Annotated in this window: 20 protein-coding genes; 10 read left to right on the top strand and 10 right to left on the bottom strand. The window is 45.4% G+C overall.

What is annotated here, in order from left to right; genetic code table 11:
- Positions 1-178 precede the first annotated feature (178 nt).
- Positions 179-1,063 carry an alpha/beta fold hydrolase gene (locus CHRO_RS26275; protein ID WP_015157267.1) on the bottom strand — a complete coding sequence of 295 codons (885 nt, stop codon included), beginning with the start codon at positions 1,061-1,063 and terminating at the stop codon, positions 179-181.
- A 204-nt stretch (positions 1,064-1,267) separates the two neighbouring features.
- On the opposite strand from CHRO_RS26275, the gene CHRO_RS26270 reads away from it, so the two are divergent.
- A complete protein-coding gene (locus tag CHRO_RS26270) occupies positions 1,268-2,068 on the top strand; it encodes a dienelactone hydrolase family protein (RefSeq protein ID WP_015157266.1) in 801 nt (266 codons plus the stop codon).
- Positions 2,069-2,125: 57 nt separating this feature from the next.
- Here CHRO_RS26270 and CHRO_RS32960 read toward each other — a convergent pair whose 3' ends face one another.
- Positions 2,126-2,341 carry a hypothetical protein gene (locus CHRO_RS32960; RefSeq protein ID WP_041462647.1) on the bottom strand — a complete coding sequence of 72 codons (216 nt, stop codon included), beginning with the start codon at positions 2,339-2,341 and terminating at the stop codon, positions 2,126-2,128.
- Between the two features lie 53 nt (positions 2,342-2,394).
- On the opposite strand from CHRO_RS32960, the gene CHRO_RS26260 reads away from it, so the two are divergent.
- Positions 2,395-3,267 (top strand): IS110 family transposase, encoded by an 873-nt coding sequence (locus CHRO_RS26260; protein ID WP_015157265.1) that lies wholly within the window; start codon positions 2,395-2,397, stop codon positions 3,265-3,267.
- A gap of 312 nt (positions 3,268-3,579) precedes the next feature.
- On the top strand, positions 3,580-3,942 hold the full coding sequence (locus tag CHRO_RS26255) for a phospholipase D-like domain-containing protein (RefSeq protein ID WP_015157264.1): 363 nt from the start codon (positions 3,580-3,582) through the stop codon (positions 3,940-3,942).
- 67 nt (positions 3,943-4,009) lie between these two features.
- Here CHRO_RS26255 and CHRO_RS26250 read toward each other — a convergent pair whose 3' ends face one another.
- The 3 genes from CHRO_RS26250 to CHRO_RS26240 form a co-directional block, all read right to left on the bottom strand.
- Positions 4,010-4,432, bottom strand: a complete 423-nt coding sequence (locus CHRO_RS26250; RefSeq protein WP_015157263.1) for an FHA domain-containing protein — start codon at positions 4,430-4,432, stop codon at positions 4,010-4,012.
- A 116-nt stretch (positions 4,433-4,548) separates the two neighbouring features.
- Complete coding sequence (locus CHRO_RS26245) at positions 4,549-7,185, bottom strand: heavy metal translocating P-type ATPase (RefSeq protein WP_015157262.1); 2,637 nt, start codon at positions 7,183-7,185, stop codon at positions 4,549-4,551.
- Positions 7,186-7,466: 281 nt separating this feature from the next.
- The gene (locus CHRO_RS26240; protein ID WP_041463551.1) at positions 7,467-9,080 is read right to left on the bottom strand and encodes a CPBP family glutamic-type intramembrane protease; all 1,614 of its coding nucleotides are present in this window, start codon (positions 9,078-9,080) and stop codon (positions 7,467-7,469) included.
- A gap of 146 nt (positions 9,081-9,226) precedes the next feature.
- Between CHRO_RS26240 and CHRO_RS26235 the strand changes: the two genes are divergently transcribed.
- Positions 9,227-10,594 (top strand): histidine phosphatase family protein, encoded by a 1,368-nt coding sequence (locus CHRO_RS26235; RefSeq protein WP_015157260.1) that lies wholly within the window; start codon positions 9,227-9,229, stop codon positions 10,592-10,594.
- Between the two features lie 123 nt (positions 10,595-10,717).
- A complete protein-coding gene (locus CHRO_RS26230; protein ID WP_015157259.1) occupies positions 10,718-12,061 on the top strand; it encodes a dihydroorotase in 1,344 nt (447 codons plus the stop codon).
- Positions 12,062-12,092: 31 nt separating this feature from the next.
- Here the strand turns inward: CHRO_RS26230 and lepB are convergent, their stop codons facing one another.
- Positions 12,093-12,671: a signal peptidase I gene (lepB, locus tag CHRO_RS26225; RefSeq protein ID WP_015157258.1), complete on the bottom strand. Its 579-nt coding sequence runs from the start codon at positions 12,669-12,671 to the stop codon at positions 12,093-12,095.
- Positions 12,672-12,795: 124 nt separating this feature from the next.
- The gene (locus tag CHRO_RS34620) at positions 12,796-12,924 is read right to left on the bottom strand and encodes a hypothetical protein (RefSeq protein ID WP_281168611.1); all 129 of its coding nucleotides are present in this window, start codon (positions 12,922-12,924) and stop codon (positions 12,796-12,798) included.
- Between the two features lie 6 nt (positions 12,925-12,930).
- On the opposite strand from CHRO_RS34620, the gene CHRO_RS26220 reads away from it, so the two are divergent.
- Together CHRO_RS26220 and CHRO_RS30065 are read left to right on the top strand one after the other, a co-directional pair.
- Positions 12,931-14,259 carry a dihydroorotase gene (locus CHRO_RS26220; protein WP_015157257.1) on the top strand — a complete coding sequence of 443 codons (1,329 nt, stop codon included), beginning with the start codon at positions 12,931-12,933 and terminating at the stop codon, positions 14,257-14,259.
- Positions 14,260-14,773: 514 nt separating this feature from the next.
- Positions 14,774-17,005, top strand: coding sequence for a diguanylate cyclase domain-containing protein (locus tag CHRO_RS30065; RefSeq protein WP_015157256.1), 2,232 nt, complete (start codon positions 14,774-14,776; stop codon positions 17,003-17,005).
- 1 nt (position 17,006) lies between these two features.
- Here the strand turns inward: CHRO_RS30065 and CHRO_RS26210 are convergent, their stop codons facing one another.
- From CHRO_RS26210 to CHRO_RS26200, 3 genes are all read right to left on the bottom strand, one after another.
- Complete coding sequence (locus tag CHRO_RS26210) at positions 17,007-17,648, bottom strand: LysE family transporter (protein ID WP_015157255.1); 642 nt, start codon at positions 17,646-17,648, stop codon at positions 17,007-17,009.
- Positions 17,632-18,099, bottom strand: coding sequence for a bifunctional alanine racemase/tRNA (adenosine(37)-N6)-threonylcarbamoyltransferase complex ATPase subunit type 1 TsaE (locus CHRO_RS26205; RefSeq protein ID WP_015157254.1), 468 nt, complete (start codon positions 18,097-18,099; stop codon positions 17,632-17,634). Before CHRO_RS26205 ends, CHRO_RS26210 begins: the two co-directional genes overlap by 17 nt.
- Before the next feature lie 107 nt (positions 18,100-18,206).
- Complete coding sequence (locus tag CHRO_RS26200) at positions 18,207-19,595, bottom strand: gluconeogenesis factor YvcK family protein (RefSeq protein ID WP_015157253.1); 1,389 nt, start codon at positions 19,593-19,595, stop codon at positions 18,207-18,209.
- 203 nt (positions 19,596-19,798) lie between these two features.
- Here CHRO_RS26200 and ruvC point away from each other — a divergent pair, with 203 nt between their 5' ends.
- The 3 genes from ruvC (at position 19,799) to CHRO_RS26185 (ending at position 22,742) form a co-directional block, all read left to right on the top strand.
- Positions 19,799-20,344 (top strand): crossover junction endodeoxyribonuclease RuvC, encoded by a 546-nt coding sequence (gene ruvC / locus CHRO_RS26195; RefSeq protein ID WP_041463549.1) that lies wholly within the window; start codon positions 19,799-19,801, stop codon positions 20,342-20,344.
- 180 nt (positions 20,345-20,524) lie between these two features.
- A complete protein-coding gene (locus CHRO_RS26190) occupies positions 20,525-21,766 on the top strand; it encodes an FtsX-like permease family protein (RefSeq protein WP_015157251.1) in 1,242 nt (413 codons plus the stop codon).
- 202 nt (positions 21,767-21,968) lie between these two features.
- Positions 21,969-22,742, top strand: coding sequence for an ABC transporter ATP-binding protein (locus tag CHRO_RS26185; RefSeq protein ID WP_015157250.1), 774 nt, complete (start codon positions 21,969-21,971; stop codon positions 22,740-22,742).
- Positions 22,743-22,749 lie beyond the last annotated feature (7 nt).

Below are 22,749 nucleotides of genomic sequence, written 5' to 3'. Positions count from 1 at the left end.
CCTTATTAAGGGGGTTGGGGGGATCGTCTTATCTGAACCGTATTGCTACCAAATCCTGAATCAAAAAATCGTTTTTTGTCAGGGGTAGTTGGTAATTGGCTTGGAGAACCAAATTCTTGTTTCAGTCTAGCCACAAGCCACCAGCCACTGATAACTATCAACTGTCAACTGTCAACTGTTAACTATTAAGCCATTCTAAGATTTGTTTGTTGACCAATTCTGGAACTTCATCGTGAGGACAATGACCAGCATTAGGAATGGGAACAATCTCAACATTGTGTCCCTTCTCCTTTACTTGTTGAAAAATCTTAGCACCAGTAATTGGTGTCCAAGGATCGTCCGCACCCCAAATCACCAAGAGAGGATGCTGGACATTCGGTAAAAGTTCTGCAATGGTTGGACCAGGAGGCGCAGCCAAAATAGAAGCAAATACTTGTTGCGCTCCCGGGTCACAGGAAGGCGCATGTAAAATATCTACGAGTTCATCTGTTACGGCTTCTCGGTTGCGGTAAACCTGAAGTAAAGTCCGGCGAATCTGGGGTTTTTGGCGAACCCGATTGAAAATGATTTTTCCTGTAATTTGAGAACGCACCAAGCGATTAAACGCCGACATCACCACTCGTAAAGGTGGATTGAGTTCGTGGGGACGGTGAGACAACCCCCCCGCACAGTTAATTAAAATTCCCCCAGCAGCTATTTCTGGATGGTTGGCAACTGTCATCAAGCTTAGCAGCGCCCCAATGGAGTTACCGACAAATACTGTAGGCTTTTGAATGTGTTCCGTCCAAAAATCTTTTAGTAGTTCTTGCCATACTTCCATCGTGTAATTCAAAGCTGGCTTATCAGAACCACCAAAACCGAGTAAGTCGATCGCAAAAACTCGATAACCCCCTGCCGCTAATGCAGGGATATTCTTGCGCCAGTGACCAATCGAAGCACCGAAGCCATGTACGAGCATCAAGGGATTACCCTCGCCCATAACGGTATATTGAATCTTATAGCCTTGCCAGTGCCAAATCTGTTTCTCGATAGATGCCGTCGATGCTAGCTGCGGAGTAATCACGAGGGGATATGAAGATTTATGAATGGTTGTCTTTATAGATCGTACATATTTTTGCTAGAAGTGCCAGAGTCGAGAGTCGATCGTGGGGAGTCGCGTCAAGTGGAAGCAAATGTTTCCGTAAAATAATAACCGTTTACGGGGATGCACGCTCGGATTAAGCTGAATAGCTGAATCCCAATAATCATTTTTTATTTGCCGAACCTCATGAACAGACGCGATTTATTGATTTTATCTGCTGGTGTCGCTACTACACCTCTACTGGTACAAACAGGAACGGGAAATGCTCAAACCAAACCTACAGCCAAAGGCGAAACGGTTACTTTAGGTCAAGATTTACAGGGATATTACGTTCGTCCCCAAGGCAGCGGCACTTTTCCCGTCATCATAGTTTTTATGGAAGCATTTGGCTTAAACCCGAATATTAAAAATGTCTGCGATCGCTTCGCCCAAGCTGGCTATGTTGCCCTTGCCCCAGACTTCTATCATGGTGATGTTTATGACTATAAAGACTTACAAGGAGCAGTAGCTAAACTCAAATCTTTAAACGACGATACCGTAATGGCTGAAGTCGGACAAGGTTTAGACTTCTTAGCCAAACGCCAGGAAGTAGCCGCAGATCGAATTGGCGTAACGGGTTTTTGTATGGGAGGCAGATACACGTTTCTCGCGAATGCCGTACATGCCGATCGCTTTCAAGCAGCAGTCAGTTTTTATGGTAGCGGCATCGGTGTAGCAAAAATAGGACGCAAACCTTTACTCGATCGAGTTGATGCCATGCGATCGCCCATTATGTTAGTTTACGGCGCGGATGATGAGATGATAGCCGCCGACGAACACGCCCGTATTAGCCAAGCTCTTTCCCAAGCGAAAAAACGTTACATTCTCACCGTTTTTCCCAATGCCGGACATGGCTTTTTAAGCGATCGCCGCGATAGCTACGCCGCTGCCCCAGCCAAAGAAGCATGGGAAATGACTATGAATTTCTTTCAACGATATTTGAAATGATATTTGGTAGTTGGTAGTTGGTAGTTGGTATTTGGTAGTTGACGGTAAACGCTGGCGCTACACTGCGTGAAGACGGTTGACAGTTGTTTTTTGCTCCCTCAGCTCCCTCAGCTCCCTCAGCTCTCTTCTCTGCTCCCTCAGCTCTCTTCTCTGCTCCCTCAGCCCCCTCAGCTCCCTCAGCTCCCTCAGCCCCCTCAGCTCCCTTCCCCCGACTCCCGACTCCCGACTCCCAACTCCCCCTTTTCTACAAGTATGTAGTTTAACTAGTTGCACACTAGGCTGTTGCTCCGCTAGCCTAACTAAATTAGTCTAGCTGTCCGATTTATATGGAAGTAATACACCCTTACTGTGCGGGTTTGGATGTCCAGAAAAAAGCTGTACTGGCTTGCTGTATTACCTCAAACTCAAAAGGAGAGAGGGTAAGTCAGACGCACAGCTTCAACAATAAAGTGCCGGACTTACTAGCTTTATCTGATTGGCTAGGAAGCAATGGCGTGACTCATATCGCATTGGATATTACTGGTGAAGACTGGAAAACGGTTTATCACATTCTGGAAGCTAATTTTAGCGTTTTAGTTGTCAATGCCCAGCGGATCAAAGATGTGCCAGGGCGTAATACCGATACGCCGGATTTTGAATGGCTAGCCGAATTGCTACGTCATGGTTTGATCCGCAACAGTTTTATTCACCCCGTACCGCAAAGAGACTTACGAGACTTGATGCGCCAGCGTCATTTCTTAGTCAAAGAACGCCTGCATGTGGTCGATCGCCTTTACAAAGTTTTGGAATCAGCCAATGTTAAACTCGTATCTATGGTTAGCGATATCATGCATATCTCTGCCCGTGCTTTACTAGTAGCGATCGCTGAAGGAGAAACGAATACTTCTAATGTCAGCGATATTGCGATCGATCTACGCCAGCAGCAGCCGCAGGATTCCTATTTTCAACCCGTGCGATCGCACCATCGGTTCCTAATTGCCAATCACCTAAATCACATTGATTTTCTCGATCGGCAGATTGGCATTTTTAATGACAAAATTGCTGAATACGTGCAAAAGCGGATCGTTCGCATCACAACTTCTGGCACGAACCAAGTACAACCATCCACACATGCTACTGCTAACTCCGTGCAAACTGCCAAACTCATACCCAGTTGGGAAGAGGCTTTGGCAGCTTTCTTGAATGGAGGTAGAATCTAGAAATTTCGGATTTGAGATTTTGGATTATAGTCTGAGCAATGGCGTTCACTTCAAAGTTTGCTATTGAGGATGCTTGCTGTCGATCGGCAATCCACAATATCTGCTGAAATAATTTCTCAATACCTTCAGTTCCAACATCTTGTCACCATTTGACCAATTCAAAATTCAAAATTCACGCATTCAAAATTAACTTTAAATTTTGAATTGGAGCGAAGCGACTTGACTGGGGGTGAGTGCGGAATTTTTCAAAGACACTGAATAAAGGTTTGGCTATTATAGTATCGACCATTACCCAGGTGAGGGGTGATTGCTATGGCTCGCTATACTTGTTCGTTTACAGTTGCAACAGTTGCAGATGATGTAGAGTTTTTGCGCCAATTATTGAATCAAGTTTTGCACTCGTGCCATTTAGATATTCAACACGATGAAAGCGATTACATGATGGCGCGAGAACGTCTCGGTCAAGTCTCGTTTTCAAAGCTAGTTAAGGTGGAAGCACTCATCGATAAAACTAACGCTACCAACTCAGCAACACGGGTAAATTTGATTGTAAAAAATGAAGAACTACCACTTCAAATAGATAATCACTGCTACCAAATGTTTAATTTAGTCAAGCAGGCGATCGTAGATAATTGCCAATGGCAGTTAGTAGAAACTGCGGTTGAGTCGATTTAGATCGAAGCCTTCTACTTTCTGCCTTCCTGGACTAGTTTGCATCCAGTTTATAGTTTCGCAAACCGATCTAATCGTCAAAATCTGGCATCATATTGGGTCCAATCAGCGTCACATCATATTCATCCAGTGGCGCTGAGGGAATAGTATCGCGTTTGAGGAGATAGTAGATTGCCCGTACCCTCGGACCAAACACAACTTCGTCCTCGTCTTGAAGATCGTGGACTTGAAGCTTGCGACCGTTAATTAATAATCCATTAGCACTCGGCTTGCCCTTAGCATCACCGTCTACAATTCGATAGAAGGAACTGCCATCCTCCTGTGGCAATCGAACTAAAGTAGCATGGCGGCGAGATACAAACTGTGAAAACAGCCGAATATCGCAGCGGGAGTCTCTACCAATAGAATAAACAGGACCGTCTAAAACAAACTCTTTGCGCCCCTGATCGTCTTCTATAATTAGTAGATGGTTCTGATTGGGTTGTGAAGGCATTGAAAGCGGGTTGTGATTTATTGTAGGTTTTGACTCTCTAGAATATGTAACCTTTTGAGTTATCCATTACTCAACCACACTCTTGAGTAATCATTCTTGACCTAGTTTAACCTCGATTAGTTGAGATCGAGTCTATTTTTTAAACGACGTAATAACAAGGAGTTAGTCACGACACTAACAGAACTAAATGCCATGAGCGCCCCTGCCGCCGCAGGACTGAGGACGAACCCCAATATTGGTAGTAATACACCTGCTGCAATGGGAATTCCGCAAACATTGTAAGCAAATGCCCAAAATAGATTTTGTCGAATTTTGTTAAATGTCGCTCGACTGAGATGAATTGCTTCCACGACATCGGTTAATTTTGTTCCCATCAGCACGATCCCAGCCGTCTCCATCGCTACATCTGTCCCAGCTTGTAAGGCAATCCCCACATCAGCTTGAGCTAAGGCTGGCGCGTCGTTGATTCCGTCCCCAATCATGGCAACAACTGAGGAGCGAGGAGTGAGGAGTGAGGAGTGAGGGGTAGGGAAATTTTGGATTTCTTCTCTGCTCCTTTGCTCCTCTGCTCCTCTGCTTCCTTGCTGAAGTTCTTGAATCACTCCTGCTTTGCCGTCGGGGCGAATGTTAGCAAAGACTTGCGCAATTCCCAGTTGTTGGGCGATCGCCTGAGCAACTTCTTGTCTATCTCCAGTTAAAATAATGACTCTTAGCCCCATTTTTTGCAGGCTCTCAACGGTTTTCTTTGCCTCTGGTCTAGGGGTATCCATCACCGCAATTAAACCCGCTAACTGCCCCGCTACAGCAATGTAGATCGTTGTTTTACCTGCGACTGCAAGTGTTTGAGCTTGAGCTTGTGTGGCTTCATCGATCGCTATTCCCTGTTGAGTCAACCAGTCTTCATTACCCAGGAGTACCTGTCGTCCTTCGACTACAGCAGATACTCCCAATCCTGGTGCGGTATGAAATTCGCTAGCTGCTGGAATCGATAATCCCTGTTGCTTGACTTCCTGTTGAATTGCTGTCGCTAGGGGATGAATCGATCCGCTTTCCGCCGCCGCTGCTAATTGGATGAGGGTGTGGGGTGTGGGGTGTGGGGTGTGGTGAATTAACTGTGAATTGCGAAAAGGCGCGAATTGCGAATTGTCTTGCTCCCTCAGCTCTCTTCTCCGACTCCCGATTCCCGACTCCCGACTCCCGACTTCAATACAATCAGTCACGACAGGATGACCAGTTGTCAAGGTTCCAGTTTTGTCAAATACTACCGTATCTAATTGGTGTACCCGTTCGAGGACATCGCCACCTTTAATTAATAACCCCCGCTCGGCTGCCATGCCCGTACCAACTAAAATTGCTGTAGGAGTGGCGAGTCCCAAGGCACAGGGACAGGCAACAACCATCACTGCGATCGCCAGTTTTAAACTGAGCAATAAGGGAGAATAGTGCGTAGGGGCGCACGGCTGTGCGCCCGTACAGGCGTGATGCGTGGCGTAGTAATGAGCCAAATGTTGAGTGTGTAGCGAGTGATGCGCGTGATGCCAATCTGTCACAGTTAAGACATCAGACCAAATATGAGTGCCGAAAAAGTACCAAAAGGTAAATGTTAAAGCTGCAACTGTTAGCACGCTGTAGGTAAAATAACCAGCTACCGTATCGGCTAATTTCTGCACTGGAGCCTTACGGGTTTGGGCTGCTTCTACTAATGCCACAATTTGAGATAGGGTGGTGTCTTTACCTGTACGAGTCGCGCGAATGGCGATCGCACCTGACTGATTTAACGTCCCCGCTGCTACGGTGTCCCCGATTTGTTTCATCACGGGAATCGATTCCCCCGTCAGCATCGACTCATCTACGGTTGTTTGTCCTATTACCACTTCCCCATCCACGGGAATTTTTTCCGATGGTAAGACTTGCAACCATTCTCCAACACGAACGCGATCGGCAGGAATTTCAATACTCGTATTTTGTCCCTTGGGCGTAACTTTTTCTGGGTTTGGAATTAACCGTGCGACTTGGGGTTGTAGCGCCAGTAAATTTCTAAATGCAGTAGCGGCGCGTCCTCTCGCTTGTTGTTCTAACGTCCTGCCTAGTAAGATAAATCCCAGTAACATCACTGGTTCGTCAAAGAAGCACTCCCAACCCAGTTGAGGGAAGAGTAAAGCTACTAGGCTTGCCGTATATGCCGTTAGTGCGCCTAAGCCCACTAAAGTATTCATATTCGGCGCGTTGTGACGTAATCCTCGCCAGCCATCTACTAAAATTTCTCGTGCTGGTAGGAGTAGGGTGACTGTAGCTAAGCCGCAGTGAAACCAGATATTACTTAAAATTGGTAAGACTGGTCCGCCTAACTCGCTCAAATGCCCGATACTGGAGAGAACGAGCAGTATGGATGCTACTATCAGTTGTCTCTGTGCCGATCGCATTTTTTGGCGATGCTTTGCTTCAACATCTTCGCCAACATTGGTTTGTGCTGTTTCCGCCGTCCTTGCTTGCGTTTCAAATCCCGCCGCCGTTAATCTTTCAGCTAAGGCGACTGGTTCGACTGCACCAGATTCACACTCTACAACTGCAACTTCTGTCACCAAATTCACGCAAGCAGAAATGACACCAGGATGTTGAGATAATTGTTTCTCTACAGTTTTGACACAACCAGCACACTTCATTCCCTGGACATCCAGAGTGATTTTTTCGCTTGGCGCAGCGATCGCGCTAGTATCTGCTTGCTGCGGTTCAGTTTTTGGGACGAGTTGCATAGGACAACTAGAGTGACTTGCAAAAAAGGCTCAGTAACCACTCTAGCGTTATTGCCACCAGTAAAGAAGATTTGTCAGCTACAGCCGCTGGTTTTGAAGCAGAGCTAAAGCTTTTTCCCAGACTTGCGGGCTAAGCTAAATAATATTTTGACCGAATTTTCCTGACGAATGCTCTTACAGCTTGCACTAAATATTAGATTTTGAGTATTTGCCAAGCTAAAGCGATCGCCTATATTCTCTGCCCCACAGTTTTGACTTTTGACTTTTAACTTTTGACTTTCTCAAGTAGCACCACTCCCCAAAATATACAGACTCACCAGCGTGCCACTATTCCACAAACTGTGCAGCAACATTGGTGCTAAAAGATTGCGCGATCGCGTGTAAACTATCCCTAAAATTATTCCCAACGTCATCAGCGGTAAAATTTCCGAGAGACTCAGGTGAGCTAAGGCAAACAAGAAAGCACTCAAAATAATTGCCCACCAAACAGACATATATCTGGTAAGAGAAGGTAACAGAAAACCGCGAAACAGAAATTCTTCAAACAAAGGAGCAGCGATCGCGGCAGTAAAAAAGAATATACTCAAAGCTACACTATCTCGTGCTTCCAACGCTAACGATAAGAGCGGATTGCTACCGCCTTGCCCTTGCCACAATTGTTGATTGATAATTGACACGATCAATACCAAAGGCAAAGCAACGCAATACCCACCAAAACCCCATAATATCCAGTTACTTCGCCAGTTAAAACGAAACCAGCCTTCAGGGAGGGGAAAAAACGATTTAATCGATAAATATAAAACTCCCAGCCCTCCCGCAGCTAGTAGTAAGTAATTAACCAAAACGTAGAAAGCCTGAATCCTAATTTGTCCGCCTACAGGCTTGACACCAAGAAATGAAAGTGTTAGGGGAATTAACACTTGTCCCATCAGGAAAAAACCGACAATAAATACTTGCCAAACTATTTCCCCAGTCCAAGGTGTAACCCAAACTGTATCTTCATTTCGAGATAGAACAGATTCTTTGCCTTTTCTCAATCTCTGAGCTATCAAAAAAATCAGCAACCCTAAGCCAGTCACGCCTGCCAACCAGGGTAAACTACCAATAATTGCTAGCTTGACAATCGCTCGTTCGGCTAATTCTTGTTGTGTCGCTTGTAGTTGTGCAAATGCATCTTGTCGTTGCTGAAGTTCGTAGAGACGCAACAAAGCGCGATCGCGAAACCATCCGTCTAAATTAGTTTGAATCAACTGCTGTGCGTCAGGCAACAACCGCGCCGGATTGCTCCACAGTCCGATGAGGGCGTTAGCTGTATCTTCGATGCGGGAGTCGGGAGTCGTTAATAATTCCGAATTCCGAATTCCGAATTCCGAATTCTCCTTCAACTCTTCCCAAGTCTTCACCGCCTCCGCCGTCTTTCCTTGCTGTGCTTGGAGAATTCCCAAGCGTAAGGTGAGTTCGGCGTCGAGTTTTTCTAGTCGAGCGAGCGATCGCTGTGATATAGTCTCTTGGTTAGCACGAGACGTTTCTGTCACTGGTGGAGTGGCAGATTTAGGCTGAGGAGTAGCTGGTGCGGATTCAGGTAGAGATCGCGCTTGTTTGAGTTGTGCTAAAGCTTTCTTAATGTTTTTCTGGGTAGAAGTCTTAGCTTCCTGATATTGCTCGATTGCCGATTCTATGGGCTTATCTCCCAACAAAGCTTTACGAGCATTAGTCAAATCTTTACCCCCACTATCTTGGGGTTGCCACTCGGCAGCACGCAAGAGAAGATTAGTTTCGTAGAGTTCCAAGCGACTTTGAAACTGGGGCTGCTGCCAACTTTGCCATAAAGATGCTCCAGCCAGTAAAACTGTTAACACCGTCAACACACTTAAAACTACCCGCTTAATTGTCATGCCACACTCTAGAATGCGATCGCCCTTCTTGAGCATTATGGCAAGAAACAGCCAGGGGGAAAAATTTTTCCCTAGCGATGGCGATCGCTGCAAGTTAAAATGACCCTGGCAATAAATTTGAATTCTCAACCTTAGCTCTTATCTAAATGACCACTCGTGTTGTAATCGTGCGCCACGGACAAAGCAGCTATAACGCCGAACGTCGCATCCAAGGACGCAGCGATGTTTCAGTCTTAACAGAACAAGGGCGTGAAGATGCTCTCAAAGTCGGCGCAGCCCTTAGCAATCTCAACTTTGCCGCTATCTACTCCAGCCCGCTGCAACGTGCCAGACAAACAGCAGAAATCGTTCGCAACTGTTTCGCCACGACAACACCTCTAACAGTTACAGAACAGTTATTAGAAATTGACTTACCCCTATGGGAAAAGCTCACAGTCCATGAAGTCAAGGAGAAATTTCCCACAGATTACCGCTTGTGGCACGAGTTTCCTCACGAATTCAAAATGGAACTACAAACGCCTCAAGGCACAAAAGAGCATTTTCCCGTCCTCGCCCTCTACCAACAAGCACGACAATTTTGGCAAGATATTCTCTCCCGCCATGCTGGGGAAACTATCTTAATTGTGGGACACAACGGCATTAACCGCGCCCTCCTCAGTACCGCAATTGGCATTTCTCCCAGCCGCTATCATTCCATCCAACAGTCCAATTGCGGCATTAGCGTTTTAAATTTTAAACCCCCCTTCCCGCCTAGTGAAAGTCAGGGTCAAGGCGGTTTCGTACAGCTTGAATCAATGAATCAACTTGCCCATTTGGGAAGAGATGTTTTACCATCTTTCCGACCGAACCATCAAGGACAAAGAATCTTACTAATTCGGCATGGCGAAACCGAGTGGAACCGCCAGACCAAATTTCAAGGGCAAATTGACGTTCCCCTGAATGACAATGGCAGAGAACAAGCCCGTAAAGCCGCAGAATTTCTCAAAACCGTAAAACTCGATTTTGCCTTCAGCAGTCCGATGCTGCGTCCCAAGGAAACAGCCGAAATTATTTTGCAGCATCACCCCGAGACTCAACTGAAATTATACGACGGACTCAGAGAAATCGGTCACGGACTTTGGGAAGGAAAATTAGAAGCAGAAATCGAACAAACATTTCCAGGGGAATTAGAACGGTGGCGGACAGTACCAGGTGAGGTGCAAATGCCAGAAGGAGAAAATTTACAGCAAGTCTGGGAACGCAGCGTTGTTGATTGGCAGACAATGCTAGCTTCGGTCACCGATCGCCCTCAGACAGGTATAGTGGTGGCACACGATGCCACAAACAAAGTTTTGCTCTGCCACGTTTTAGGTTTATCCACCGCTCAGTTTTGGAACTTCCGCCAAGGTAACGGAGCCGTGACAGTCATTGATTATCCTCAAGGCTTAAATGGTTTACCCGTGTTGCAAGCAATGAATATTACCACCCACTTAGGCGGAGGCGTACTCGACAAGACCGCAGCTGGAGCGTTGTAAATATCATTGGTCATGAATAAGTCAAAAGTCAAAAGTCAAAAGTCAAAACCAAGAACAACTAACCACGATTTATTACAAATGACATAGGGCGAAGCCCTTCCCGTAGGGTATGACAAATGACAAATGACGATGAGTGAATTACTACGACAAGTACGGGTTATCGATCCGGTGACGGGGAGCGATCGCCAAGCATGTGATGTGTTAATTGTAGATGGTGCGATCGCGGCAATAGCGCCACAATTGACCGATTATCCAGCTGATACTCAAGTTAATGACTGTCAAGGCTCGATCTTAGGCACGGGGCTGGTAGATCTCTACAGCCATTCGGGAGAACCAGGGTTTGAAGAACGAGAGACGCTGGCAACTCTTGCAGCAGCAGCTGCTGCTGGCGGCTTCACGCGCGTCAATTTGTTACCCGATACCGTTCCGCCTGTGGATAACTCGGCTGTGGTGTCTAGGCTACTGGGAAAGGGACAAGGGGGACAAGGGGGACAAGGAAGAACTGAGAAATTTACTCCCTTGTCTTCCCCCTCTCCCTTGTCTCCTCAGCTCCCTCAGCTCCCTCAGCTCCCCCAGCTCTCTTTTTGGGGTGCGCTCACAACCGGAGTCCAGGGACAGCAAATGACGGAGTTAGCAGAATTGGGAGCGGCGGGAATTGTGGGTTTTGCTGACGGTCAGCCAATTGAAAATTGGGGGCTGTTGCGGCGGATGTTGGAATATCTCAAACCTTTAGATAAGCCAGTGGCGCTCTGGGCTTGTCACCGTGGTCTGGTTGGTAATGGAGTGGTGCGAGAGGGTGTTTACTCTATGCGATCTGGCTTACCAGGAAACCCCGCGATCGCCGAAACAACTGCTCTGGCTGCTCTGCTAGAATTAGTTGCCGCGATTGGTACTCCCGTGCATCTGATGCGGGTTTCTACTGCCCGTAGCGTTGAGTTAATCGCAACGGCAAAAGCACGCGGTTTACCAATTACCGCTAGTACGACTTGGATGCATCTATTGCTCGATACCAAAGCCTTGAGCAGTTACAATCCTGCTTTACGGGTAGAACCACCTTTAGGCAATCCTGAAGATGTTGTAGCCCTACGCCAAGGCGTGCGGACGGGAGTTATAGACGCGATCGCGATCGACCACACGCCCTATACCTATGAAGAAAAAACGGTTGCCTTTGCGGAAGCACCTGCTGGGGCAATTGGCTTAGAACTCGCTTTACCCTTACTCTGGCAAAATCTCGTCGCAACTGGAGAATTTTCCGCCTTAGAGTTATGGCAAGCCTTAAGTCACCGTCCATCTGAGTGCTTGCAACAGAATGTAAATGCGATCGCTCCCAACTCGCCAGCGGAATTGATTCTCTTCGACCCCCAACACACTTGGACTGTGACGCAGCAGACTTTAAAATCTCGCTCTCACAATACCCCTTGGTTGGGTCAACAAGTCAACGGTCGCGTTGTCAAAATCTGGTTATAGAGACGTTACGTGTAACGTCTCTACATCTTAATTAATTCAACTCTCCAATTCGGTTGAGAGGCCAAAACCGGACAATTGCCCGACCAATGATATTATCTCTAGGGACAAATCCCCAAAAATGACTGTCATAACTGTTGTTGCGGTTATCACCTAAAACTAGGTAAGAATTCGGTGGTACGGTGACAGGTCCGTACTGGTACTGTGGCGGAGCTTCAATATACTTTTCCTGTAAGGGGCGATCGTTGATATAGACCCGCTCTCCTTTAACTTCTACTTTATCCCCTGGCAGTCCAACAATGCGTTTAATAAAAGCGTCTTTCAGGTTAGGATTATCTTTTTTAATTGTCTCTGTAGGTGAAAATACTACAATATCGCCCCGTTCCGGCTCGACAAAATGATAACTGACTTTGTCCACAATCAGCTTGTCATACTTTTGGAGTGTCGGAACCATTGATTCCGAGGGAATCCAGCGGGCTTCTGCCACAAAGGTACGAATACCCAAAGCCAAAATTACACTCAAGATAATTGTTCTGCCTAGTTCTCCAATCCACGAACCTTCGTTGTCTTGAGGAGAATTCTGCTCTGGCACTTGATTTTGGACTCGCGACATAGATGCTAAATCTTGTGTTTAGGGGGTAGTAGGTAAAAAAACGTAACTTGGTGAAAAATGTTGCTTGTTAATCGGATCTATAGAAATTGTATTCTCTCTATTATCAGTTATCAGTGGCTAGTGGCTAGTGGCTAGTGGGGTGTGGGGTGTGGGGTGTAGGGTGTAGGGTGTAGGGTGTAGGGTGTGGAGATTGTAAATTTCTTTCTCCCTTGTCTCCCTTGTCTCCCTTGTCTCCCAACTTCCGACTTACCACTTCTTTATGTCATCTACTTCTAGCTTACTCATTCGCCGCGCTCGTATCCTGTTGCCCTCTGGAGAATTTCTCTTGGGAGATGTTCTGACTCGCGATCGCCAGATCGTTGAAATTGCCCCAAATATTCCCACTCCCAGCGACGCAACCGTGACGGAAATTGACGCAACGGGTTTAACTTTGTTGCCAGGGGCGATCGATCCGCAAGTCCACTTTCGCGAACCAGGACTGGAACATAAAGAAGATTTATTCACCGCTAGCTGTGCTTGTGCTAAGGGTGGAGTGACTTCATTTTTGGAGATGCCTAACACTCGTCCGCTGACGACGACTCAACAAACGCTAGACGACAAGCTACAACGAGCTGCGCAAAAGTGTGTAGTCAATTATGGCTTTTTTATCGGAGCAACTGCTGAAAATCTCCCCGACTTGCTGACTGCCCACCCCACACCAGGGATCAAGATTTTTATGGGTTCGATGCACGGGGCATTATTGGTAGATGGAGAAGCGTATTTAGAAGCCATTTTTGCACGGGGCGATCGCTTAATTGCCGTTCATGCTGAAGATCAAGCCCGCATTAACCAAAGACGACAGGAATTTGCTGGCATTCACGATCCGGCAATTCACTCGCAAATTCAAGATAATCAAGCCGCGCTTCTAGCGACACAATTAGCGCTCAAACTGTCGAAAAAGTACCAACGGCGCCTGCATATTCTCCATATGTCTACAGCAGAAGAAGCGGAGTTATTGCGGCAAGACAAACCGAGTTGGGTAACGGCGGAAGTTACGCCCCAGCACTTGTTACTCAATACCAGTGCTTACGAAACAATCGGGACTTGGGCGCAGATGAATCCACCCCTGCGATCGCCTCACGACAATGAAGTTCTCTGGCAAGCTTTACTCGATGGTGTCATCGATTTTATCGCCACAGACCATGCGCCGCACACCTTAGAAGAGAAAGCCCAGCAATATCCCAATACACCTTCCGGTATGCCGGGGGTAGAAACATCTTTGCCTCTCATGCTGACACAGGCAATGCAAGGGCGCTGTACCGTCGCCCAGGTATCTCATTGGATGTCTACATCTGTAGCCAAAGCTTACAAAATACCTAATAAAGGGGCGATCGCCCCAGGTTATGATGCCGATCTCGTCCTCGTCGATTTGAATAACTACCATCCCGTCAGACGAGAAGAATTACAGACAAAATGTGGCTGGAGTCCCTTTGAAGGTTGGAATTTAACTGGTTGGGCTGCCTACACCATTGTCGGCGGTCAACTCGTCTACGATCGCGGTAAGTTAAATACTCAAGTTAGAGGGCAAGCTTTGAGTTTTGGCGAGTAATTGTTGACAGTTATCAGTGAAGAAAGGGTGTGGGGAGAATTCGGAATTCGGAATTCGTTGTGACTTGTCTTGCTACCTCTGCCCCTCTGCTCTCTGCTCTCTGCTCTCTGCTCCCTGATAACTGGTCACTGATAACTGACAACTGGCAACAACTTCAGCAAATTTACGGATATATTTTTTAAATAGATAAATATTAATAAATTCTAAAACTCATATCAAATAAGATAATACCGCAAACCTACGGAGGACTTAAAAATAGGAAATGTTAGGAGTTCACGACATCAGTAAATTTACGGTGGTAGCCCTATAGAACTTTATGATTTCCTAAGAATGTTATTCACCTCGACGGGTTAACAATCCTCATTGGTAGCAGACGATCGCTTTTTAAATTTACTTTTTTAAATTGAAATTATTGAAGGCGATAACTGGGTTGAAATTACACTTAGCCGTGCTGCAATTATGGGGTTTGAGAACTTCTTTAGTCAAGCTTTTAAGGGTTAGCAAAGTCAAACCCATGAGACTACGCCAAAAAATACTGCCAATTGTCGGAACTACTATAGTTAGCCTGGTTACAGTTCTTTACACTACCTCGTCTACCGTTTTACTTGGTAGCTTTATCCAGTTAGAGCAACAGGAGACTCGCGCTCGGGTTGAGCGAGTCCAAAAAGCTTTGGATGAAGAAATTTTTCGAGTCAATCTGATTGCTACAGATTGGGCTGAATGGGACGAAACTTACGTGTTCTTTGACAACTCGAATCAAAGCTATATTGACAATAATGTAGATAATCTTAGTCTCACTAACGTCCAGCTAAACTTAGTAGCTTTTGTCAATTCATCGGGGGAAATTGTTTACGGAAAATTTTCCGAGCCGACCTGTCAAAAATGCTTACCCGTTGGTAGCGATCTTCAGCAACATTTGGCTAGCAAGGAACTGTTGCGGGGAGATAATGCGATCGCCGGATTAATTCTGCTCCAACGTACCCCAATATTAATTGCTGTCAGACCGATTCGCAAAACAGAGCGGAGCAAATCGAGTCATGGAGTCTTAATTCTCGGTCGCTATCTCAACCGCGATGCGATCGCTCGCATATCCGAACGCACTCATCTCGATTTTGCTCTACACGCAGTTAATGACGATCGCCTACCTGCCGATCTCCAAGCAGCCAGGACTGCTTTATTGCAGCAGAAAGTTTTGGTGCGTCCTCTCAACGAAGAAACTATTGCTGGATATACTCTGATTAGGGATATTTACGGGCAACCTGCTGTCATTGTGAGCGTTAAAATGCCCAGAAATATCTACCATCAAGGACAAGCTAGCATTCGCTACTTATTTTTATGCTTATTGGTCGTTAGTGTAAGCGTGAGCGCGATCGTGCTACTGCTACTCGATCGATTAGTGTTTTCAAGGCTTTCTAGCCTCAGCAGCAATGTTCGCAGTCTCAGCACGGGAGACGCAGTATCCCAAAATATAGCAGCAAATAAAGATGAACTATCAAGCTTAGCAGATGCAATTAATCATATGCTGCAAGCCTTAGCAGATTCCCAATATCAACAACGAGCGAGGGAAGAACGCTATTACAAATACAGCAAGATTTTAACCGAGCTAGCTAAGCGACAAACGGCAGAAAATAGCGACCTCAACGCTCGTTTACGTGAAATTACGGCAGCAGCAGCCGATACTCTAGAGGTGGAGTATGCCAGCGTGTGGGTGTATAGTCCTGGAGGCAGAAAATTACAGTGTGCGGCTCTATATCAATGCAGTACTGCTGCGTATACAACAGGGATGGAGTGGCAAGCGTCAGATTATCCTGGTTACTTTAAAGCCTTGCGTCAAGAGCGAGCATTAGCAACAGCAGATGTACGCACCGAACCCAAAACCAAAAAAATGGCAGAGCGATTTTTGGTAAAACTTGGAATTGGCGCAATGGTGAACGCACCAATTTACCTCAATGGTAGGATTGTAGGTATTGTCTGCCACGGACACAAGAAAACATCACGCCAATGGTTAATTGAAGAACAAAATTTTACAGCTTCGATCGCGAATTTAGTTGCTTTGGCATTATCAGCTTGGGAACGACAACGATCGCAAGTTGCCTTACAGTCAGCCTACGACGAAGTAGAAAACAGAATTCGCGAACGGACTGGAGAATTGGCAGAAGTCAATCAGCAACTCCGCGCCGAAATTCTCGCGTGTCACATCACCGAGAAAAAACTGATGCATCAAGCTTCGCACGATCCTTTAACTGGATTGGCTAACCGTACTTTATTCATGCAACGTTTAGATAGCGCTCTCGATGGCAGTCAACAAGAACATTCTTTATTAGCTGTTTTATTTGTTGATTTAGATCGGTTTAAATCAGTTAACGATACTCTAGGACATGCAATTGGCGATCGCTTGTTAATTGCAATTTCACATCGTCTGCAAGCTTGTCTGCGCCCAGACGACTTAGTAGCCAGGTTAGGAGGAGACGAATTTACTATCTTACTAGAAAATATTAAAAATACGAATGATGCCGTACATGTTGCCGAGCGCATTCAACGAGAATTAAATTTACCTTTTCACTTCGGCGGACATACGATCGATACTAGCGCTAGCATTGGTGTTGCCTTTAATCTTACAGGTTACGAACGACCGGAAGATTTGTTACACAAGGCTGACCTCACTATGTATCGGGCAAAAACTACTGGTAAAGGACGTTATGAAATTTGCGATCGCAATCCAGTCGAACAGTCGGCGCGGCGATAATTTATTTCTCTACTCCCGATAATGCAACCCTGATTCCTAAAGCAATTAAAACTGCTCCCATTGCCTTTTCTAAATAATGGGTAACTGAAAGTAATTTTTCTTTAAGTATGGGGTGAGACATGACGAGCGCTACTAATGTATACCAAGTAAAAGTCATTATTCCCATTTGCAAGCCGTACCAAATTTGAACGGGTATAGGTGTAAGCGGGTTGATAACTTGAGTAAATAAACTTAAAAAAAATAAAGTCACTTTAGGATTGAGAATATTGTTAACAAACCCCATTCTAACGGCTGCTAGCTTACTAAGATCTTGACTAGTCTGCGAGCGTCTAGACTGCCGATCTAGTTGCCGTTGTGGTTTCGCTATTAATGATTTATAACCAAGGTAAATTAGATAAGCAGCACCTAAATACTTAATCAAAGCAAATAAAACAATCGATCGCGAGATAATAAAACCAATCCCAATTAAAGAATAACTAGCATGAACCAAAATTCCCAAAGTTAAACCGAGAGCAGAATAAATTCCCGTTCGCCGCGAATAAACTAAACTATTACGACAAATCACCACAAAATCTGCTCCAGGTGCAATAATCACTAGAAATTGTAAAACGGCTACGGCGATTAATTCAGGTAATAAAGGCATAATCTAATTGAAAGTTTCCAATACAGGTAAGTTCAACTATGCGATCGCGATCGCCTCGATGCATCAGTCGAATCAGGAGATAATCTAACGGCTTGTAATCTAACTTTTCTGCCCATTCAATTGCCACAATTCCAGGGGCAAACTCTATTCCTTCCCAATAAATTTCTGGTTGTAATTCTGTAATTTCTGTTGGTTCTAAACGATACAAATCGAAATGATATAAAGGTATTCGACCTTCTAAATACTCGCTAATTAACGTAAAAGTAGGACTCTGGATTGGCTCGTGAATCCCCAAACCCGCACCAATCCCCTGTACCAAAGTCGTTTTCCCACTACCTAGATCGCCTTCTAACAAAATCGTACTACCAGCAGGCAAACAGCGCCCTAAATTAACACCAAGCGATCGCGTTGCTGCTGCATTTGTTAACGAAAGTACAATTGTCTCTCTCATGATTTGAATGAGTAGTTATCAGTTATCAGTTACTACTGGTTAGTCATAACTTCTGTCTCCTGACTCCTGACTTTTGACTTTTGACTTTTAACTTTTGACTTTTAACCTCATCCTCTCATCTTACTCGCCCGACTGTACCAGCGAAATAGGACTCCTGCCAAGCGTTGCGGGTTGTGACGTACTAAACCTTGTTCGTCTTCATCCATCACGTTAGCAAGGATAATTCGTCGCTTTAACTGTGCTACTTCTTCGCGATCGAGAAAGACAGGATGAGAATTTTCTTGAGCGTAGCGGATTAAGCTAGTTTCTGAAGGAGATTGCTTTTGTACGAGTACAGCACTAAATAAATGTCGCCCGCAAGCGCGATCGATCGCGCGAATGTGATCTGCAACAGAATAACCTTGAGTTTCACCTGGTTGAGTCATGATATTGCAGACGTAGATACAGGGAATCGGAGGATTGCCTTTTTGACACCGTTTGGCGATCGCGGCGGCGATTTCTGGTACTAACAAATTAGGAATGATACTAGTGTAAAGACTGCCAGGACCAATAACAATAAAGTCTGCTTCCTCGATCGCTTGCAAGGCTTTGGGTAGTGCTGGGGGATTGGTAGGAGTGCAACCGAGTCTGATAATACTACCCTTAGCATGAGTGATATTAGACTCCCCTTCTATCCGGCGACCGTCCGCTAATTCTGCCCACAAACGCATATCGCTGAGAGTTGCTGGCAACACTTGACCTCTGACAGCAAGAACCTTGGAACTTGCCGCGATCGCCTGTTCCAAATCTCCAGTAATATCGCTCATAGCGGTCAAAAATAAATTGCCAAAACTGTGTCCGACTAATCCATCTCCAGCTTTGAAGCGATACTGAAATAGTTCTGTCAATAATTTTTCTTCTGATGCTAGCGCTGCTAGGCAACTACGAATATCCCCTGGGGGTAAAACGCCGATTTCGCGACGCAACCTTCCAGAGGAACCGCCATCGTCCGCTACGGTGACAACAGCAGTAATGTTAGCACTGTATGTTTTCAATCCCCGTAATAGCGTTGATAGTCCCGTACCACCACCCACAACCACAATTTTTGGTCCTCGGTTTAAGCGGCGATAGTTCAACAGTAAATCGATCAGTTCTTCATCGCCATCCGTGCGGAATACCTCAGTAATTGAACCTACGGTTCGAGATTGCCCCCAGAGAATTAACAAAAAGCCCAATAACAAAACTAAAGGACCGCTAATATAGCTAGGTAAAATAGTTGTAACTTTATTGAGAAACCCTTCAACTAATTGAATTGCATAAAAAATTGGTGTTAGTTTAATCCAGATTGCCAAACCTAAACCAACAAAACACACTCCACTAGCACTAATTAATAACCAGCGCTTGATTGATAAACCAGGAGATAACCACTTAAACCATTGGTTGACACGATAGGGAGTGACAGCGCGGGAGTCCTGCCGAAAATACTTGAGAATTCGTTTAGGAGTATTAAAAGGCATAACTGGATACGTGGCAGGTGGACATAACGCAGGTGAATCTGATGCAGGTGGATATGACAATGTATATCAGACGATCGACCAACTAGAAACTAAGTCACTTTAGAGAACTTGCAAAAGAGAACTTGCGGAACAATGATAGCAATCTAGACATGGGAACGAGGTAAAAGGGTTCAGTGGGATCGAAACAACAAATCGAACAACGGCTGGAAAAACGCCTAGAAAAACGGATTCTGGGATTAGATCCCGGGCTAGCAATTTTAGGCTTCGGTGCTATTTGTACGCCAGTAGGAGATCCGATCGCAACAGCAACTTCATTAAAGTCTGCCCCAATTCCGACCCAAGCGATCGCCACTTCGGTCAAGTTGCTAGACTTTGGCATAATTCAAACTGCTGCTAAAAACGAGATCGGCAGCCGACTTTGTACGATTTATGAAGATTTACATACCATACTTCAAGAATGGCAACCGGACTTAGTAGCAATTGAAAAGCTGTTCTTTTACCGCATGGCTAGTACTATTTCCGTAGCTCAAGCACGGGGAGTTTTAATGCTTGTCCTAGCCCAGCACAACATCCCCTACATCGAGTTTACTCCCGCCCAAATTAAGCAAGCGCTGACGGGGTGGGGCAATGCCGATAAACGCGATGTCCAACTCGCAGTAGCCCGCGAATTAAATCTAGACTACATCCCTCAGCCAGACGACGCTGCTGATGCTTTAGCAGTAGCCTTAACTGCATGGTTTCAAGTCTAGGGAGCAGTTATCAGTTATCAGTGACTAGTGACCAGTGACCAGTGACCAGCAACCATTAACCGTCAACTATCAACTACCAATTACCAATTACCAATTCCAAATGACAAATAACAAACTGTCTACTGTCAGAAAAACAAAAGTTGTTGCTCGGTAAGATATTCCTATACACGCTCTTGTCTTATGGTTTCACTCGCTCGTAAAAACCTGCTGGAAGATATTCCTCGCTTTTTGGTAGCGCAAGCAGGAATTATGTTCGCCGTGAGCCTGGTAACTATTCAAACAGGGATCTTCAATGGATTTACGCGATCGGCGGCACAGTTAATATATAATGCCAATGCTGATATTTGGGTAACTTCTGATACATTAGTCCAGCCAGAACTCAGCTTGCCGCTACCAGCAACAACATTAGACCAAGCTCAGGAGATAGCAGGAGTAGCACGCGCTGAAGCACTGATTTTTAAGAGTGCTGTTTGGCGACATTCCAGCAGCGATATCAATTTGGTACGGGTGATTGGTTTCGATCCGCAAGGACAACTATTTAACCCCAACAATTTGATCCAGGGTAGTAGGCAAGCTTTGCAACAACCTTACACAGCGATCGCCGACACTAGCACGTTGCGATCGCTAAACGTGAGCAAAGTTGGCGACATAGCAGAACTCGGTTCTCTACCAGTGCGTTTGGTAGGCTTAACTCAAGGCAATCGCTCAATTACTTCTAATCCTTTTGTTTTCACGTCTTTAGAGAATGCCAATGCTTATGCAACTGGTGGTCAGAATGCTAGGTTGTCCTGTAAGTTGCAGACTGGTTCAGAAGACATTCAATGTACGAGTATACCGACAAATCAGAAACAGAGTCCTCAAGCTAAACCGCGTCAGCTAGCAGCTTCAGACACGATTTCTTTTATTTTAATTCGCGCTCAATCTGGGCAAGACCTGCAACAGCTCAAGCAGAGATTAGAAACAGCTATTCCCAATACCACTGCATATACTCAAGCTGAGTTGATTAAGAAAACGCAGCAGTTCTGGCAGCGCCGAACGGGGGTTGGTTTTATTTTGGGGTTGGGTGCAACTGTAGGCATTATCGTAGGGGGCATCATTGTGGGTCAAATTCTCTATTCTTCCGTCTCTGACCATTTGCGCGAGTTTGGCACGCTTAAAGCAATGGGGGCATCCGATTGGACTATATATGGCGTAATTATCGAACAATCGCTTTGGATGGCGGTTTTGGGCTATATCCCAGGTATAGTTCTTTGCTTTGGAGTCGGTGCATGGACTTTTGCGACGCAGGGTATCACGATCTTGATTACCCCTGCTACGGCGATCGCCGTGTTTGGCATTACGGTAGCAATTTGTGTCGGTTCGGCAATCTTTGCCATTCAAAAAGTAACGCGGGTCGATCCGGCAATCGTCTTTAAGGCATAATTTCCTTCTTCCCAGGGAGAGAAAAAAACTATTTACAATATCTATATACAACTTCATAAATGCTTCATTTATTCCGAAAGCTATATAGGGAGAAATAAATAAGGTAAGTAGAATACATTCATGCATTACAAAGTTTAATATTTTTCCTGGCTACTCCAAATTTTCGTGAAGTTAAAACCATATCGATTCAATATTTGCAATAATGACAGCCTCTTTAATCAATTTCGCCACTGCAATTAAGCCTTCAATCAAGCACCGCAAAAGATCGGCGGAATCGAACTGTGGTGCAAATATCCCAGAATCGTCAGCCATTGTCGCTAAAGGGATAGAAATGGCATTTCAGTCAGGACAACAGCAGTATCCCGTGCTGAAGGGGATCGATCTCGAAATTCGAGCTGGTGATATTCAATTACTTATGGGACCATCCGGTTCGGGTAAGACAACCTTACTCTCAATTTTGGCAGGATTGCTTACGCCAACAGAAGGATGCGTTTACTTGCTTGGCAAAGAGATTACTAGAATGTCTCGGGAAAAGCTGGCGAAATTTAGATTACATAATATTGGTTTTATCTTCCAAGGTTTTAACTTATTTCCGGCGCTAACGGCAGCAGAAAATGTCGAGTTAGTGCTGAACTATAAGGGGATTAATGGTGCGATCGCCCAAAAACAAGCACGAACTTTGCTAGAACAAGTAGGATTAGGGGCGCAGGTGAATCAAAAACCTAGCGATCTATCCGGCGGACAAAAACAGCGAGTCGCGATCGCCCGTGCTTTGGCTGGTAATCCCAAGTTGATTATGGCAGACGAACCCACAGCAGCTTTAGATTCTCAAAGCGGTCACAACGTAATTCAGTTACTTCGCAATTTGGCAAAAGAGCAAGGTTGCACTGTTTTGATGGTGACGCACGACCCCAGAATTATTGACGTTGCCGATCGCGTCAGCTATTTAGAAGATGGGATGTTGACGCAGAAGTAGGAATCGT

This window comes from Chroococcidiopsis thermalis PCC 7203, from assembly GCF_000317125.1.
GTDB classification, from domain to species: Bacteria; Cyanobacteriota; Cyanobacteriia; order Cyanobacteriales; family Chroococcidiopsidaceae; genus Chroococcidiopsis; species Chroococcidiopsis thermalis.
Note: the sequence above shows the minus strand (reverse complement) of the source record. Positions and strands in the feature narration are given on the sequence as shown.

What these genes read in the sequence shown, in the direction of transcription:
- CHRO_RS26270 (WP_015157266.1), top strand. Translation starts at nt 1,268, where the DNA reads ATGAACAGACGCGATTTATTGATTTTATCTGCTGGTGTCGCTACTACA.
- CHRO_RS26260 (WP_015157265.1), top strand. Translation starts at nt 2,395, where the DNA reads ATGGAAGTAATACACCCTTACTGTGCGGGTTTGGATGTCCAGAAAAAA.
- CHRO_RS26255 (WP_015157264.1), top strand. Translation starts at nt 3,580, where the DNA reads ATGGCTCGCTATACTTGTTCGTTTACAGTTGCAACAGTTGCAGATGAT.
- CHRO_RS26250 (WP_015157263.1), bottom strand. Translation starts at nt 4,432, where the DNA reads ATGCCTTCACAACCCAATCAGAACCATCTACTAATTATAGAAGACGAT.
- CHRO_RS26245 (WP_015157262.1), bottom strand. Translation starts at nt 7,185, where the DNA reads ATGCAACTCGTCCCAAAAACTGAACCGCAGCAAGCAGATACTAGCGCG.
- CHRO_RS26240 (WP_041463551.1), bottom strand. Translation starts at nt 9,080, where the DNA reads ATGACAATTAAGCGGGTAGTTTTAAGTGTGTTGACGGTGTTAACAGTT.
- CHRO_RS26235 (WP_015157260.1), top strand. Translation starts at nt 9,227, where the DNA reads ATGACCACTCGTGTTGTAATCGTGCGCCACGGACAAAGCAGCTATAAC.
- CHRO_RS26230 (WP_015157259.1), top strand. Translation starts at nt 10,718, where the DNA reads ATGACGATGAGTGAATTACTACGACAAGTACGGGTTATCGATCCGGTG.
- lepB (WP_015157258.1), bottom strand. Translation starts at nt 12,671, where the DNA reads ATGTCGCGAGTCCAAAATCAAGTGCCAGAGCAGAATTCTCCTCAAGAC.
- CHRO_RS26220 (WP_015157257.1), top strand. Translation starts at nt 12,931, where the DNA reads ATGTCATCTACTTCTAGCTTACTCATTCGCCGCGCTCGTATCCTGTTG.
- CHRO_RS30065 (WP_015157256.1), top strand. Translation starts at nt 14,774, where the DNA reads ATGAGACTACGCCAAAAAATACTGCCAATTGTCGGAACTACTATAGTT.
- CHRO_RS26210 (WP_015157255.1), bottom strand. Translation starts at nt 17,648, where the DNA reads ATGCCTTTATTACCTGAATTAATCGCCGTAGCCGTTTTACAATTTCTA.
- CHRO_RS26205 (WP_015157254.1), bottom strand. Translation starts at nt 18,099, where the DNA reads ATGAGAGAGACAATTGTACTTTCGTTAACAAATGCAGCAGCAACGCGA.
- CHRO_RS26200 (WP_015157253.1), bottom strand. Translation starts at nt 19,595, where the DNA reads ATGCCTTTTAATACTCCTAAACGAATTCTCAAGTATTTTCGGCAGGAC.
- CHRO_RS26190 (WP_015157251.1), top strand. Translation starts at nt 20,525, where the DNA reads ATGGTTTCACTCGCTCGTAAAAACCTGCTGGAAGATATTCCTCGCTTT.
- CHRO_RS26185 (WP_015157250.1), top strand. Translation starts at nt 21,969, where the DNA reads ATGACAGCCTCTTTAATCAATTTCGCCACTGCAATTAAGCCTTCAATC.